The following is a 15,315-nucleotide window of genomic DNA, read 5'->3' as shown; positions in this document are numbered from 1 at the left end:
ACAAGGCGCAATTAATTGCGTGTCCCGAGTTCCTCATAGAGCACCCGTGCCGAGGCAGCATCGCCGCGGCGTTCGTTGAAGCCCGTCACCTTCAGGACGCGCACCGTGCGATCGAGTGCGATGGTGAGCACGTCGCCGGCCTTGATCGCATGCCCCGGCGATGTCTCGCGTATGCCGTTGACGCGGACGTGGCCGGTGACGACGAGCTCAGCCGCGGAGGTGCGCGCCTTCACCACCCGCGCGTGCCACAGCCATTTGTCGATGCGCTGCCGTTCAGTCGTAGGGTCACTCCTTCCGACCGGACAGCTGCTCCTTCAGCGCGGCAAGCTTGGCGAAGGGCGAATTCGGATCGGCCGGACGATCGCGCTCACGCGGGCTTGCGCTCGAGGCGTAGGGACGCAGCGACGGCCCACCCTGGCGGTCGCGGCCCTTGTCGCGGTCGCGGCCACGGTTGTCGCGGCCCTTGTCGCGGTCGCCGCCGAACTTGCCCTTGTTGTCGCGGTTGCGATCCTTGTCGCGATCCTTGCCCTCGAAACGGCGATTCCTGTCGTCGCGCCCATCGGGACGCGGCGCGCCCTCTCCGCCACCTTCTCGGCCCTTGCGGAAATCCTTGGCCCCATCGCGGCGATGACCGCCATGACGATGGCGCTCGCCCGGCTTTGCGCCTTCGGCCGCTTCGCCTGGCGCAGCCGCGGCGCCTTCGGCACCGGCCTGCGGACGCGGCTGGTGATGACGCTGGTGGCGATGGCGCTCGTGGCGCGGCTTGCGGTCCTCGTGACGGCCAGCCGGGCGCCAGACCTCGACCAGCTCGGGCTCTGCCGGCGCGACTGCCGCTTCAGGCGCGGCGGGCGCGGCAGCGTCGGGCGATGCCGCGGCTTCGGTCGCGGCCGTCTCGGCGGCAGCGGCTTCGAGGCCGGCAGCCTCGGGGGACGTCGCAGCCTCTTCTGCTGGCGGCGCAATGCCGGGGGCATCTTCGGGCGTGACGGGGGTCTCGGGAGACGCTTCGAGCACCGGCTCCTCACGGGCGGGCTCGTCGTGCGGCTCCATGCCGGGCGCGTCTTCGACCGTGACGGTCTGGTCAGCGGCTTCGGTGGAGGCGGTCGACTCCGCCGGCAGGCCGGCAACGGCCTCCGCCGCGGTCTCGATCGAGGTCTCCGCGCTGCCCTCAGCGGGCGGCGTCTCGGCCGCAACCGTTTCGGCCGCAACCGTCTCGGCAACGACAGGCTTTGGCGGCAGCGGCGGACGCTTCTCCATGCGATAGCCGAGCGCGCGCAGCACGGAGGCGAAGTCTTCGCCGGCCGAACCCGTGAGCGAGGTCATCGCCTGCGTGACCACGAAGCTGCGGCCGTCGAACGCGCCGGCGGGCTTTTCGCCGGGCGAGTTCTCGCGCCACGCCAGCGCCGGGCGGATCAGATCGGCCAGCCGCTCCAGGATGTCGACGCGCACGGCGCGTTCGCCAGCCTGCTTGTAGCCGAGCACGCGATAGGCATCGCGCGGCAGCTGCTTGTCGACCGGGAACGAGGTGCGGCCCGACGAGGCCAGATGCTGCGCGCCCGAGAGCGCGGAGAGATCGACATTGTCCTGCTTCAGGGCCCAGAGCAGCGCAGCGAGCGCGCGCGCGGCGGGCTTGAGCAGGCCCGGGAAATAGATGTGGTAGGCGCCGAAGCGGACGCCGTATTTCCGCAGCACGGCGCGCGAGGACTGGTCGAGATCCTTCAGCTCGTTCGCGATCCTGGGACGCTCGAGCACGCCGAGCGCCTCGACCAGCTGATAGGCGATGCCGCGGGCAATGCCGGTGACGTCCTCGGCCTTCGACAGCTCGAACATCGGCCCGAGCAGTTTTTCGATGTGCGTCTTGACCCAGAGCTCGAGCCGCGCCTGCACCTTGTCGCGGGGGCCGCCGGTCAGGCGCTCGTCGGAGATGATGCGGATGCGCGGATGCAGTGCGTCGTCTGCGGCAGACAGCCGCGCCACGGCATCGCCGGTCCAGCGGATGATGCCTTCCGAGGTCAGCACGAACTGCTCGTCCGGCGCGTTGCCGAGCTTCTCGGCGCGCGCGTTGATCTCGCCGGCGAGCACCGCTTGCGCTGCGGCCTGCAAGGCTTTCGCATCGGAGCCTGCTTCCGCCGCATCCGGTGCAAAGGTGAAGCCGTCGAGGCGGCCGATGACATGGCCTTCGACGATGACTTCGCCGGTCTTGCCGATTTCAGTATTCAAGCTCGTGTTCTCCCGCAGGCGGCGCATCAATACACTGGTCCGGCGATCAACGAAACGCTCAGTCAAGCGTTCATGGAGCGCATCCGATAATTTATTTTCCACCTCCCGCGCGATCCCCTGCCAGCGTTCGGGGTCTCTCAGCCAGTCCGGGCGGTTGGCGACGAAGGTCCAGGTGCGGATCTGGGCGATTCGGGCCGACAACGTGTCGATGTCGCCGTCGGTGCGGTCGGCCTGGGTGACCTGGGACTCGAACCAGGAATCGGGAATGCAGCCCTTCCGCATCAGGAAGCCGTACAGCGTCGTCACCAGCTCGGCATGGGCGGCCGGCGACAGTTTTCTGTAGTCCGGGACCTGGCAGGCTTCCCAGAGCCGTTCCACGGCGGCCTTGCCATGCGCGATATCGCGCACCTCGCCGTCGCGGGCGGCGTGGTCGAGCACGCGCATGTCCTCGGCGATCGGCGCGCGCGTCAGCGCCTCGTGGCCGGGGGCGAGGTTCAGCGACACCTGGAGTGCGCCGAGCGAGGAGAAGTCCAGCTTGGAATTGCGCCATTGCAGCACCTTCACGGCATCGAAGGTGTGGTTCTGCAGCGCGTTGACGAGCTCGGGCTCGAACGGCGCGCAGCGGCCCGTGGTGCCGAAGGTGCCGTTGCGGGTGGCGCGGCCGGCGCGGCCGGCGATCTGCGCGAATTCGGACGGCGTCAGGCGGCGGAACTGGTAGCCGTCGAACTTGCGGTCGGAGGCGAAAGCGACGTGGTCGACGTCGAGATTGAGGCCCATGCCGACGGCGTCGGTGGCGACGAGATAGTCGACGTCGCCGTTCTGGAACATCGCCACCTGCGCGTTGCGGGTGCGGGGCGACAGCGATCCCAGCACCACCGCGGCGCCACCGTGCTGGCGGCGGATCAGCTCGGCGATGGCGTAGACTTCATCCGCCGAGAACGCGACGATGGCGGTGCGGCGCGGCTGGCGGGTGATCTTGCGGTCGCCGGCGAATTCGAGCTGCGACAGGCGCGGACGCGTGATCATGGACACGCCGGGCAGCAGCCGCTCGATGATCGGGCGCATGGTGGCGGCGCCGAGCAGCAGCGTCTCGTCGCGGCCGCGGCGGTTGAGCAGCCGATCGGTGAAGACGTGGCCGCGTTCGAGATCGGCGGCGATCTGGACCTCGTCGACGGCGAGGAAGGAGACGTCGAGGTCGCGCGGCATCGCCTCGACGGTGGACACCCAATAGCGCGGGTTCTTCGGCTTGATCTTCTCCTCGCCTGTGACCAGCGCGACGCTGGCTTCACCGGCCCTGTCGGCGATCTTGTTGTAGACCTCGCGCGCGAGCAGGCGCAGCGGCAGGCCGATCATGCCCGAGGGATGCGCGAGCATCCGCTCGATGGCGAGATGGGTCTTGCCGGTGTTGGTCGGCCCGAGCACCGCGGTGACGCCCGCGCCGGGCACGCGATCGGAAGGTGCGCGCTCGGAGGCGAAGGGGGAGGAGGAAAAAGCCATGTCTGGGGGATTAGGTAATGGCGATTTGGGCGAATGTCAGTGCTGCATGAGGCGGGCCGGGGGCCGGGTGTCGGCCATGTCTGCGAACGCTGCGCTGGCGCCCAGCACTCCGCCGTCATGCCCCGGCTCGACCGGGGCATCCAGCACGCCGCGGCCTCTCCGCTCAACCACAGCCGCCTCGGCGTACTGGATCGCCCGGTCAAGCCGGGGCATGACACCGAGCGTGTGAAAGCGCCCTCCCCAATTCCCGCGCAACTGTTTCACTTTGCGACGCTTTTCCCGTTCGCCTTAAGCTTCGGAACGACTCTAGAACGAATCGCGGCCGAATCGCTGACTCCCCGTTGAGTCCCGTTCCGTTCTCGCAACATGTCGCGGGACTCGTGCTGGTTGTGCACTAGATGGAGGTTCGGGCCGCCGCACAAGCGGCGTTCGGCGGGCGGATTCGTTAAAGCTGGGGACGGCGCGGAGTCGAATCAGAATCGGGGAGGAGTCAAATGGATTCCCGTTGTCTCGCTCTGCCGTCATGCCCGGGCTCGTCCCGGGCATCCACGTTCTCGGCCCGGCGCAGCAAGGACGTGGATGGCCGGGACAAGCCCGGCCATGACGCAGGTGCTGGGGGGCCGGACGCTTTTTTTCGCGAAAACAACCCCATGCACAGTAGGGAAGTCATTGATTTTACGAAGATTCTCTTACCCTCCCCTGGAGGGGGAGGGTCGATCGCGCGCAGCGCGAGCGGGGTGGGGTGATCTCTCCACACGAACAGTGCCCGTGGGGAGAGATCACCCCACCCCGTCGCACATGTCGCTGCGCTCCCTGTGCGCCGACCCTCCCCCTCCAGGGGAGGGTAAACGCGGACCGCCGCTACGGCATTTACTGCGTCTTGGCCACGCGCGGCGGCTGGGCGGAGGTGATGAAGCTGGTGGCTTCCAGCATGGCCGGCCCCAGCGGTGTCGGCACTTTCAGCCAGAACGGGACCAGGATGCGCGTGCCGGCGACGGGGGCGAAGGCGATCTCGATGTTGCGCTGGGCGGCGAGGTATTTGATCACGGGACGATCGGGGATGTAGCCGGCGACAGGCACGAAATAGAGCGAGCACACGACGACCGGGCCCTTGTACCCCTTCTCCGCCTTCACGGTCTCCATGCGCTTGAAATCGAGCTTGAGGTCGTAGCGCATGCGGCCGTCGAACACCGGCGCGCCGTTGTGGCAGGCCTCCGGCGAAACCGGATCGCCGCTGCCGGGCACGCGCAACAGCGAGGCCGTCATGGGGTCCCAGACGCCGCGGCGATGCGCCTCGGTGACGACGATGCGGTCGGGATCGACCGGCGGCTCGGGGAGGATCGCAAAATCCTTCACATTGCCCTTGTCGAGGGTGATGCGGATCTCTTCGGTCTTCTTCTGGGTGGTGGTGGAAGCCTGGTAGCCGGTCGCCACCAGCGCGCCGTTGACGACGCGGCCCTGTGAGGCGCCGGTGCCCGAGCCGCCCGTGAAGGACTTCAGCAGCCCCGTGGTGCCGCCCGCGGCCGCCGCCGAAAACACGTCGTCCTGGATATCGATGTTCCAGGCGCCCTTGCCGACGGGAATGCCCGCCAGCGAGGCCTCATATTGCGCCTCGAGCTTGCCTTGCGCCGCGGCCGGCACCGCGCCCCACGCCAGGGCCAGCGCGCAAAGCGCCATCAGCCAGCCGGCCAGGCGCGGACGGGCTGAGCGCAGCTTTTGCGCAAAAGGAGGCGTTGCAAGCACGAAACAATCCGATCGGGGGCGCGATGCGCTGTTACTTAAACCAAAAACCGCGGCAAACAATGTGTCCGGACGTATCCGCCCCGGAACTCCCCTTGATATTTCGGCGGCGAATACGCCCTTTATGTGATGGTAAGACGCGCTAAACACTGCCGTTTTGGTGATCGGGAGGTAACCCTCTCTCCCCATATTCCACTGTCATGCCCCGGCTCGCCGTCTTCGCTAAAGCTTCGCCGGCCGAGCACCGCTGTGGGCCCGGCGGAGCCTTGCGGAGACGGGACCGGGGCATCCAGTACGCCGCGGCCCCTCGCCTCCAGCCGCGCCGCCTCGGCGTACTGGATCGCCCGCCCCCGTGCGCAATTGCGCACTAGGGCGGGCGATGACACCTCGCGTGGGGCAAAGCGCGGGGCCACGAATCGGCGCCCAAAAACTTGACGTCCCGCCCCTTCCCCCCTATACGTCCGCCCGCTCCCTGCAAGGACAAGAGAATTTGCCCCCGTGGCGCCCCGAATGGCGGCCGCAGATCGTTGGGGGTTCAGGATAAGGATTTTTGCCATGTCTCGCCGCTGCGAACTGACGGCCAAGGGCCCCCTCGTCGGCCACAAGGTCAGCCACTCCAACATCAAGACCAAGCGCCGCTTCCTGCCGAACCTCGTCAACGTGACGTTCATCTCGGAAGCGCTCGGCCGCAACGTGCGCCTGCGCGTCTCCACCAACGCCGTCAAGAGCGTCGACCACAATGGCGGCCTCGACCCCTTCCTGCTCAAGGCCAACGCCGACAATCTGTCACCGCGCGCCCTCGAGCTGAAGCGCGCCATCCAGAAGAAGGTCGGCCCGACGCCGGCGCCGGAGAAGAAGGCGAGCTGAGATTTTAGAGTTAGGCTGGGGGCTAGGTTGCGTCGCGTGGCGTAGGCTTAGCCAAGTAGAGTTTGCGTTGCGGCCGGATCGGAAGATCCGGCCGTTTTTGTTTGCGGGGGACTGAGTATATGAAACCGCAACCCAAGTTCGCATATTCAGGATTTCGCGAGTTTCTCTAAGACCTCTGCCTCCTTGGCAGTCAGACGGACAAGAACTTGCGGTGGGTGAAAGCCCGCGCGAACTCTTCTCAGTTCCCCGAGAGCTATAGGCTGAACTTGCTTTACTGCCGCCAGCAGAATCGCAACTCCTTCCGTTGCTCCGGCGAAATACTCCGTGAAAGCGGCATAATCTACGCCGGTTTGGGTTCGATGCTTTTGCCAAATCGTCCGCGGATGAGCACGGCTAACACCTGCGATGGTTGCCATGCCAACAACCGCAGCTGTTGGACGGGTTGCGTAAATCCACAAACGAGTGCCCTGGCCTAGCGACGGTATGCGGCGCCTTAACTCGATAGTTTTCGACCCGTCGAGGATCGCAGTCGCATACTCGGGATGGATCGAAATGATTGCGTCACTTGCATCAGTCACTTGACCATCCAAGATCCAAAATCTTTCCTAGCAACATGCTCGGCAAGGCAGTCGAGGTCTGCAGATTGGACGCGCCCTCAGCTCCGACGGTCCGGAGCGCTTCGAGTGTTACAAGATTCGGGAATCTTATCAAATTGTCGAAGGAGGTCGCCAAAACCTCAGACGACGTGGTTAGAGCATCCAAATCTTCTATCACTGCTCGTCGAAAGAGTTCGCCTGAAACTTGTTCTTTAGGCAAGATCGTAGTGTCCACGATGCGAGCAGCCGCAACTATTGCTGCACGCCCGCCGGTGCGCTTGGACTCGTAGAAAAGAATCGGCATTCCTGGGCGCATGAGGTGCGACGTTCTCGGACTATTGAAGTATATGCGGAGCCCGAGAAATGCTGCCGATGGCCTGCCGAACAAAGCAAGCTGTTCAGCCGTACCCAATAGATCATCGGCGAACGATTTTGCGATCGGCACAATCACCCCGTCACGACCCGGCCAAGCAATTACTGTAGGACTCAGGGCGGATTCGAGCGCAGGCAGCTTCACCGTCAGGAAGGCGCCATCTGGGGCTTGAATCTCAACAGCTGTTGTCTCGTGCGGGAGATTGTCTGGGAGCGAAAGCCCAGTTCTGCGCCTCATCTGACGCGCAAGTGGCGCCCACGTGTTAGCCGTAAGCGGGCGACCTAGCGCCACCTTGATCAGAGCACCTGGATCGGAGACCGGCAGAAATCCCCTTAGCTTAGCGGCCTGATTTACTGCCGTTTGTCCGGCAATCCTCCGGAGCTCTATCGTTACTGGTCCCGCCTGGGTCGCTTCTCGTATCGACTCATCTAGCAAGTGTTCAGCAAAGGTCTCGGACGAAATATGATCCGTCCGGACATGGACAAGCATCTTGGCGGCGGCGTCGATGGTCGCCGGAGCCAAATAGAGACTGACTCCCACGATCTCCTCGCCCTCAAGCACCGCACGAACTCCAATTCTCCGAGCAGTCGACCTCGTTGGCAGAAATTGCTCAATAACATTCGTGCTCAAAGATTGAGAGACTAGATACGCTCGAGCGTCAGAAGCTGTTGCAGACTTTGTTTCACATTGCGTCCCCCGAAGAACACCTCTCTCAAGCTTAATATCCTCTACCGGCAGCAACTCGACGAACTCGTCCAAGCTAGCAACGTCGAGACCAGCAAGTTCAAGCAGAGTCTCTCGTGCGTTGAGAAGATGGGTATCGCTTGTAATGTAGCCCGATGCTCGCGCTATCGCGGCCTCCGCCAAATGACGAGCATCACTCAATGCCTGCTTGGAGTTCGCTTGCGACAGGCCTGCTTCTTCGAAAACAGCCTTGTGAACGATTGCAGCAAGTCGATCTACTTCTAGCTTCGGCGCGGACGGGATTCGAGGCAACTGCCGAGCAAGCTGGAGAGTACTATCTACGGACTCTCCATGAGATGTCCGCTCTAACTCCACAATAAATTCCGGAGCCACAGCAAGCCGCACGCGATGAGCCAAAGCAGCACCAAACAGGCGATTGGCGACAGCAGAGCGAGTGCGTTGCTTTATGAGATCGAATAGAACATTGAGGTCAATCGCGTACAACGGGGCTTCAAAAGCGCCGGGAGACCGAAGTTTTAGGTTCGCGGCTAGTTCGTCTCCGTTCGCCGGAGGAGCCATCAACGAGAATAAGCTCGCGGTATCCAACTCTTTCGACCGCAGCACTATAGTACGCTGCCGTGCGGCACCTCCATCTCGAACTCGTCTGGCGACAAAACCCTTCCTCTCGTAGAACGCTTGCGCTACGTCTAAGTCAGAAGCAACTGCAGCGGTAACGTTTAAGTAGCCGCGGTTCTCAAGATGAGACACGAGCGCGTTTACAAGCGCCGATGCGATGCCATTGCGCCTATGAGACGGCGCAACTGCAACCTGCTGCACTCGCGCATTAGGAAACACTCCACTGAACAAAATAAAGCCAGCGACCTCGATTGAATCCGCACACCTCGCGAACATTGCGAACAGCCGTCGCTGCGCAATCGCATCCCGGTAGGCGGCCTCTGGCAAAAATCCTAGCGCCTCCTTCTCCCGATCAGCCAGAGAACGGATGCTAGAAACATGCTCCAATAAGAGCCGCGGATCAGTTTCTATTCGAAGTGAGGTGCCACTCATCAAGGAACGCGCTGAATAAGATAAGGTCTTGAACAACAAATGATTTGGCTAGCTTGCCCACCTTACGAAACTAAATCGTCCGCCAACATTACACGTTCGTCTAACGCGTGCTTTATAATATAACTGCAACTAGACTGTACCGGTAGCATCACCCGGAGGCGCGTTCAATGGAGCCGGCGCACGACACCGACCGCAAACCCGAGCCAAAGCACCTCGTCATCTGCTGTGACGGCACCGGCAACGAGATCAGCGAGAACATCTCCAACGTCCTGAAGCTCTATCGCTGCCTGCGCAAGACCGACAAAACGTCGCCGCGGCAGATGGTTTACTACGATCCCGGGGTCGGCACGGTGACGGAGCCTTCGACGTGGCATCGCTTCAAGGCCAACGTCAACATGGTGCTGGGGCTCGCCACCGGCTACGGGCTCGATGACAACGTGCTCAGCGCCTATTGCTTCCTGGTTCAGCATTATGCACGCGGCGACAGGATCTACCTGTTCGGCTTCTCGCGCGGGGCTTACACGGTTCGGGTGCTGGCGGGGCTCATTCATAAGATCGGCCTGATCTCGCCGGAGCAGGCGAACCTCGGCGGCAGCGGCCTCGTCGCCTACAAGCAATATTCCGGCACGGGGCGCGGCAACGCGATCGAAGACGTCGAGGGCATCGCGACCGACGAGAGCGGGCCGCTGCCGAAGGACACATTCGACCTCGCCGCGCAGTTCGCGCGCATCACCTCGACGCGCTGGCCGACCATCCACTTCATCGGCGTCTGGGACACGGTGGCGAGCGTGATCGTGCCGCGGCGCGACAATTTCTTCTTCCTGTTCAGCCTGGAGGAGCTCGCCTTCACGCTGCGCAACCCCAGCGTCAGGATCTTCCGGCAGGCGATCGCGATCGACGAGCGGCGCTGCATGTTCCGCCTGAAGCAATACCGGCAGCCGCAGGACTATTGGAGCAACCGCTACGTTCCCGACGAGAAGAAGGTGCCGCAGGACATTCTGCAGGTGTGGTTCGCCGGCGTGCATTGCGACGTCGGCGGCGGCTATCCGGAAGTCGAGAGCGGCGAGTCGAAATACCCGCTGATCTGGATGATCGAGGAAGCCGCGAAGGCCGGGCTGAACTTCAACCCGCGCACGGTGAACCAGCTCGCCTGGGGCGTCCAGCGCAAGAACTCGCCGTTCCACTATGTCGCGCCGGCCTACACCGGCAAGACGGGCGAGTTGCACGATTCGATGACGCCGGCCTGGCGGGTGCTGGAGTATTTGCCGAAGAGCGCGACGTACAAGGAATGGCCGGAGCGGAAGGCCTATTTCGGCTTCTACATCCCCGATTGCGAGCCGCGCGTCATTCCCGAAGGCGCGCATGTGCATGAGAGCGTGCTGAAGCGGATGGCGGTGGAGCCGGACTACCGGCCGGTGAACATGCCGAAGGATTACGTGACGGTGCCGATGCCGGTGGGGCCGGGGCATGCGGAGGCCGCGGCGGAGATGGAGGGCGCGGCTTCGCCGCCGCCCGGAGAGCCGAAGACGAGCTAGGGCGCGGACTCATCAACGTCAGCTTACCGAGGCACTGCGGAAGTTTTGCACCTTGGATGTGACGGCGACTTGTGACCCATTCCGGACATTGAGCTTTGACCTGTTGATCTGGGTCAACGCGAAGATCGATTTTAATGTAATCAGTCGCTCTAAACGGAGGAGGCGAAAATGAAGCTCTCATTCGCAATAGCGACTACGCTGCTGATAACCGGGGTTCGTAGCCGCGAGCACTGAGAAAGCCAGCGCTGTGGTGTACTGCACATACGTTGGCTATCCCGCCAATTGGGCGTAGTGCTGAGGCCGCGCCTCGTTGCGCGCCAAGCGGTGGTGGGTGCTGGAACTGTAAATCGCGGTGGCCCGGTCAATCGCGGTGGCAGACGTTGATTGGTCGTTTTGCGAGATTTGTAGCCCTGCCCGAAATCCCAACCATCAAGGGATTTCCGCAGATCTGTTTTATGAATTCGACATCCGACAGAAGGGCCGCATCATGAAATTGGTGGCATCAGTGATTTCTGCGCTGTCTTTCGTGGCGCTCTCGGCGATTCCGCTCAATGCTCAGCAATACAAGATGCAAACGCCAATACCGCCGGGCGTTGCAATCCCGGACAAGGTGGAGACCCGCCTCGGACCGCTGCACTTCTTCGACGGCTTTCCCGACGATGCGACCGTGGAAAAGCTCTACGACAATCTGGACTTCCAACACGCGGTCCAAGCCTACCTTTTAGCCTTGGCTCCAGTGAACCAATTGGCAAATCGAAAGGGAATCGCGGAACTGGGTCCGTTCAATCTGACGGTGCCGATCTTCGAGGACAGGATGGACTCGAAGTCGCTTTTTCTCACCCCGAACAACAACACACCGTACACTTGGTTTTGGCTGGACCTGCGCGACGGGCCGCTGGTGCTCGAAGTGCCACCCAATGTGCTCGGCCTCATCAACGACATGTGGTATAATTTTGTTACTGATGTTGGACTCGTCGGCCCGGACAAGGGTCAGGGCGGCAAGTACCTAATCTTGCCGCCCGGTTACAACGGCGAGGTGCCGAGCGGATACTTTGTCGTGAAGCCTGCGACGTTCAGCATCTGGGTTCCGTGGCGCTCGTTCTTGGTGAACGGAGATCCGAAGCCGGGCGTGGCCTCGGTCGAAAAGCACACACGAATCTATCGCCTGAAAGATGCTGCCAATCCCCCGAAACTCAATTTCGTCCATGTTTCCGGTAGAGCATTTAGCACGCTGGCGCCGGGAGACTATCCGTTTTGGGACTATCTGAATCAGGTTGTGCAGGAGGAGCCGACCGATACAGTTGACCCGGTCACGCTCGGCCTCTACGCATCTGTCGGCATCCAGAAGGGTAAGCCCTTCGCGCCCGATGCACGGATGAAAAAAATCCTGACCGAAGCCGCCTTGGTAGGTGACGCCACCGCGCGTACAATCAATAGCCGGTTGCGGATCAAGGAAAGCTACTATTATCCCAACAGCGCCTGGCGAACGGGCTTCTTCGGCGGCTATAAGTTCGAGGAAAACGGCGCGCGTATTCTCGATGCCTACTCGGCATTCTTCTTCTACGCGACCGGCGTGACGCCGGCGATGGATTCGAAGTCAGTTGGCGAGGGATCGCAGTACATGGCTGCGTTCGTTGATAGCCAAAACAAGCCACTCGACGGCGGAAAAAACTACAAGCTGCACTTGCCGCCCAGTATCCCAGTCAAGCAATTCTGGTCGGTCATCCTCTACGACAATCAGACCCGTTCCATGCTGCAGACCGACCAGCGTTGGCCAGCCGCAACCAGCCAGAACCCGAAACTCTTGCCGAACGCGGACGGGTCAGTGGACATCTATTTCGGGCCGAAGGCGCCGGCTGGCAAGGAGGACAATTGGGTGCAGACCATCCCCGGCAAAGGATGGAACACGCTTCTGCGCCTCTACGGCCCGCTCCAGCCGTGGTTCGACAAAACTTGGCGGCCCGGCGAGATTGAGCAGCTGTAGCAAACGAGGAGGTTGCAGCATCGGCGCGCGCCTCCTCATTTCCGGTGTTGGGCCCATTGCGGACCTGGGGTGAGGTGCGCGACGCGACGCTATCAGCGGCAAAGCAGACCTCATGAAAATGCCGCGCAAGTGATGAGACCGCGCGCCCCAGCTCGCTCGTGGCGCAATGCGACATGGAATGGATGACGTCTCTCGCGTTGAGCACTGCCCCTGCCGAGACATCCCCCACCCCACTCGCGCTGCGCGCGATCCACCCACGAGCGAGCTTCGCTCGTCTCGAACCCCTCCAGAGCAGAGTGGCCCGCTACCGCCGCTTGCTGCCTTCGCCGGCACTTTTCGTTAAAATTCTCCTGCCGGCCTTAGCTGCTTCGCATCAACTCCCCGGCATCATCGTCGCCCGAACCCGCCGCTAGATGCGGAATTGGAGGAGAGTGCCAATGCATCCGCGCCGCCATGTCCGCGTCAAGCCAGCAGGGCTGGTGTCGCGCCAGGCCAAGATCATCACCGACCCGCGCGCGCCGGTGATCCACTGCACGCTGATCGACTATTCGCCCGGCGGGGCCTGCGTCGATCTCGGCGGCCAGGTGAAGATCCCCGATCGCTTCGAGCTCCTGCACGTCAACACCAAAAAGCGCTGCCGCATCGCCTGGAAGCGCGGCACGCGCGTGGGCGTGGTGTTCTAGAATACGCTCGCCTTGGCTGAATGGTCTTCGCCGAGCATTCCGCTCTGCTCCCTCCCCCCTTGTGGGGGAGGGTTGGGGAGGGGGGTGACCCAGCAAAAGGTGTTTGTCGCGTAAGAGCAGCGGCAACAGAGTCTCGCTCAACCCGATAGAGCTTGCCGTGTGGCTCCCCCCTCCCTAGCCCTCCCCCACAAGGGGGGAGGGAACGCAGTGTGCTCGCGGCGAGATCTCTCGAACGGCAAACAAGTCCTACTTCCGCATCCTCGCCTTGGCGCCCGCGACGATCTGCATGACGACGCCGGCGACCCAGCCGGCGAAGACGAGCCATGTCCAGAGCATGTGCGGATCGATCCGCAGCACGATGACGACGACGGAGACGAAGGAGGTGAGCGTGGCGAACAGCGTGCCGGCGGCGCTCATGAATTCGGCGGCGTCGATGCGGCTGTGCGCATCGTCGAACGGCATCTGCGGCGTGTCGATGCCGAGATAGAAACCGATGCCGCCGAGCAGCATCATCAGCAGCAAGAAGCCCTGCGTGGTGAGCACGGGAATGGCCGATCCGACATAGGCGCCGACGAACAATCCGCACGCCGCGCCGGCCATCGCAAGGCCCACGCGCTCGAAGATGTGAGCCGCTTTGCGGACAGGATAACGCATGGGCAGCCCCTCCATTGCCTCGCCTGCGCGGAAGGTTAGGCCAGTTTCGGGGGGCGTGGAAGCTCAGGGGAGTTACGGAGGGATTTGAGGGGTGGCCCAGGGAGAGGTTTGGCGAAGACTCCAAGTTGTTTGATCGACCTACACCGCGCGCCATCGAGGGATCACGCGGTATGGGTCCCGGATCTGCGCTGGCGCTTGTCCGGGACGACACCGTTGATCTGGCACGGTCGCCGCGCCTCACATGCAGCAGGCGCTCGCCGTCACCGCGCGCCGAACGTGGTCTTGCCGAACAGCGCCTTCTGCGTCGAGGGCTGCGAGCGCCAATATTGCGGGGGCGCTTCGACCTCGCCGCCGAGCTCGGCGGCGGCGTGCCAGGGCCAGCGCGGGTCGTAGAGCATGCCGCGGGCGAGCGCGACCATGTCGGCCTTGCCGGACGCCACGATCTCCTCGGCCTGCTTCGCTTCCGTGATCAGGCCGACCGCGATGGTGGGCAGGCCGGTCTCGCGCTTGATGGCGTCCGCAAACTGCACCTGATAGCCGGGGCCGAGCGCGATCTTCTGCAGCGGCGAGACGCCGCCGGAGGAGGCATCGATCCAGTCGACGCCGCGCGCCTTCAGCGCGCGCGCAAATTCGATCGTCTGCGCCAGGTCCCAGCCGCCCTCGACCCAGTCGGTCGACGACACCCGCATGCCGACCGGCTTGTCCGAGGGGAATGCGGCACGGACCGCGTCGAACACTTCGAGCGGATAGCGCATGCGGTTCTCGAGGCTGCCGCCATATTCGTCGGTGCGCCTGTTGGAGATCGGCGACAGGAACTGATGCAGGAGATAGCCGTGCGCGCCGTGCACCTCGATGGCGTCGATGCCGAGCCGCGCGGCGCGCTTTGCGCTGTCGACGAAGGCCTCGCGAATGCGCTTGAGGCCCGAAGCATCCAGCGCCAACGGCGCGGCCTCGCCCTCCTTGTGCGGCACCGCGCTCGGGCCCACGGTCTGCCAGCCGCCCTGCTCCACCGGAATCAGCTGGCCGCCGTCCCAGGGCCGCGCGCTACTGGCCTTGCGGCCGGCATGGGCGAGCTGCATCGCGATCGCGGTGGAGGAATGCTTGCGCACCGAATGGAGGATCGGCTTCAGCGCGGCCTCGCAGGCATCGCTGTAGAGCCCGAGGCAGCCCGGCGTGATGCGGCCGATCGCCTCCACATGCGTCGCCTCGATGCAGAACATCGCCGCGCCCGACAGGCTGAGATTGTTGATGTGGGTGAAGTGCCAGTCGCTGGCGACGCCGTCGTCGGCCGAATACTGGCACATCGGCGACACCACGATGCGGTTCTTCAACGTCAGGCCGCGCAGCTTGATCGGGGAAAACAGGGCGCTCATGCGGGGGAGTTCCGAAGGATGGAGGGCGATGCGGAGGAGTGTAG

Annotated in this window: 12 protein-coding genes; 5 read left to right on the top strand and 7 right to left on the bottom strand. The window is 63.4% G+C overall.

All coding sequences use genetic code 11. The annotated features are described in order from the left end of the window. Positions 1-11: 11 nt before the first annotated feature. Complete coding sequence (locus tag ACM42_RS30165; RefSeq protein ID WP_271532236.1) at positions 12-263, bottom strand: RNA-binding S4 domain-containing protein; 252 nt, start codon at positions 261-263, stop codon at positions 12-14. A 22-nt stretch (positions 264-285) separates the two neighbouring features. Next, positions 286-3,714 carry a helicase-related protein gene (locus ACM42_RS30160; RefSeq protein ID WP_271531254.1) on the bottom strand — a complete coding sequence of 1,143 codons (3,429 nt, stop codon included), beginning with the start codon at positions 3,712-3,714 and terminating at the stop codon, positions 286-288. A 33-nt stretch (positions 3,715-3,747) separates the two neighbouring features. Between ACM42_RS30160 and ACM42_RS30155 the strand changes: the two genes are divergently transcribed. Next, positions 3,748-4,059 (top strand): hypothetical protein, encoded by a 312-nt coding sequence (locus ACM42_RS30155; protein WP_271531253.1) that lies wholly within the window; start codon positions 3,748-3,750, stop codon positions 4,057-4,059. 525 nt (positions 4,060-4,584) lie between these two features. Here ACM42_RS30155 and ACM42_RS30150 read toward each other — a convergent pair. Then, on the bottom strand, positions 4,585-5,394 hold the full coding sequence (locus ACM42_RS30150) for a DUF3108 domain-containing protein (protein WP_442868963.1): 810 nt from the start codon (positions 5,392-5,394) through the stop codon (positions 4,585-4,587). Between the two features lie 615 nt (positions 5,395-6,009). Here ACM42_RS30150 and rpmB point away from each other — a divergent pair. Next, positions 6,010-6,321 carry a 50S ribosomal protein L28 gene (rpmB, locus tag ACM42_RS30145; protein ID WP_271531252.1) on the top strand — a complete coding sequence of 104 codons (312 nt, stop codon included), beginning with the start codon at positions 6,010-6,012 and terminating at the stop codon, positions 6,319-6,321. A 146-nt stretch (positions 6,322-6,467) separates the two neighbouring features. Here rpmB and ACM42_RS38770 read toward each other — a convergent pair whose 3' ends face one another. Beyond that, a complete protein-coding gene (locus ACM42_RS38770; RefSeq protein ID WP_442868955.1) occupies positions 6,468-6,899 on the bottom strand; it encodes an ASCH domain-containing protein in 432 nt (143 codons plus the stop codon). Next, positions 6,892-9,042 carry a GNAT family N-acetyltransferase gene (locus tag ACM42_RS30140; RefSeq protein ID WP_271531251.1) on the bottom strand — a complete coding sequence of 717 codons (2,151 nt, stop codon included), beginning with the start codon at positions 9,040-9,042 and terminating at the stop codon, positions 6,892-6,894. The genes ACM42_RS38770 and ACM42_RS30140 overlap by 8 nt, the downstream gene beginning before the upstream one ends. 167 nt (positions 9,043-9,209) lie before the next feature. On the opposite strand from ACM42_RS30140, the gene ACM42_RS30135 reads away from it, so the two are divergent. The 3 genes from ACM42_RS30135 to ACM42_RS30125 all read left to right on the top strand — a co-directional run bounded on the left by ACM42_RS30135 (position 9,210) and on the right by ACM42_RS30125 (position 13,244). Beyond that, a complete protein-coding gene (locus tag ACM42_RS30135) occupies positions 9,210-10,577 on the top strand; it encodes a DUF2235 domain-containing protein (RefSeq protein ID WP_271531250.1) in 1,368 nt (455 codons plus the stop codon). A gap of 370 nt (positions 10,578-10,947) precedes the next feature. Continuing rightward, a complete protein-coding gene (locus ACM42_RS30130; RefSeq protein ID WP_271531249.1) occupies positions 10,948-12,561 on the top strand; it encodes a DUF1254 domain-containing protein in 1,614 nt (537 codons plus the stop codon). A 437-nt stretch (positions 12,562-12,998) separates the two neighbouring features. After that, positions 12,999-13,244 (top strand): PilZ domain-containing protein, encoded by a 246-nt coding sequence (locus ACM42_RS30125; protein WP_271531248.1) that lies wholly within the window; start codon positions 12,999-13,001, stop codon positions 13,242-13,244. A 246-nt stretch (positions 13,245-13,490) separates the two neighbouring features. Here ACM42_RS30125 and ACM42_RS30120 read toward each other — a convergent pair whose 3' ends face one another. Then, positions 13,491-13,898: a hypothetical protein gene (locus tag ACM42_RS30120; RefSeq protein WP_271531247.1), complete on the bottom strand. Its 408-nt coding sequence runs from the start codon at positions 13,896-13,898 to the stop codon at positions 13,491-13,493. 260 nt (positions 13,899-14,158) lie between these two features. After that, entirely contained in the window at positions 14,159-15,271 is a 1,113-nt protein-coding gene (locus ACM42_RS30115) for an NADH:flavin oxidoreductase/NADH oxidase (RefSeq protein ID WP_271531246.1), read from the bottom strand. Positions 15,272-15,315 lie beyond the last annotated feature (44 nt).

It is taken from the genome of Bradyrhizobium sp. CCBAU 25338, assembly GCF_028128965.1.
In the GTDB taxonomy this organism is placed as follows: Bacteria; Pseudomonadota; Alphaproteobacteria; order Rhizobiales; family Xanthobacteraceae; genus Bradyrhizobium; species Bradyrhizobium liaoningense.
The sequence above is the reverse complement of the archived record's forward strand: the minus strand, read 5'-3'. Positions and strand labels throughout refer to the sequence as shown.

Coding starts and splice junctions, on each gene's coding strand:
- ACM42_RS30160 (WP_271531254.1), bottom strand. CDS start 3,714: ATGGCTTTTTCCTCCTCCCCCTTCGCCTCCGAGCGCGCACCTTCCGAT.
- ACM42_RS30155 (WP_271531253.1), top strand. CDS start 3,748: ATGTCAGTGCTGCATGAGGCGGGCCGGGGGCCGGGTGTCGGCCATGTC.
- rpmB (WP_271531252.1), top strand. CDS start 6,010: ATGTCTCGCCGCTGCGAACTGACGGCCAAGGGCCCCCTCGTCGGCCAC.
- ACM42_RS30140 (WP_271531251.1), bottom strand. CDS start 9,042: ATGAGTGGCACCTCACTTCGAATAGAAACTGATCCGCGGCTCTTATTG.
- ACM42_RS30135 (WP_271531250.1), top strand. CDS start 9,210: ATGGAGCCGGCGCACGACACCGACCGCAAACCCGAGCCAAAGCACCTC.
- ACM42_RS30125 (WP_271531248.1), top strand. CDS start 12,999: ATGCATCCGCGCCGCCATGTCCGCGTCAAGCCAGCAGGGCTGGTGTCG.
- ACM42_RS30120 (WP_271531247.1), bottom strand. CDS start 13,898: ATGCGTTATCCTGTCCGCAAAGCGGCTCACATCTTCGAGCGCGTGGGC.
- ACM42_RS30115 (WP_271531246.1), bottom strand. CDS start 15,271: ATGAGCGCCCTGTTTTCCCCGATCAAGCTGCGCGGCCTGACGTTGAAG.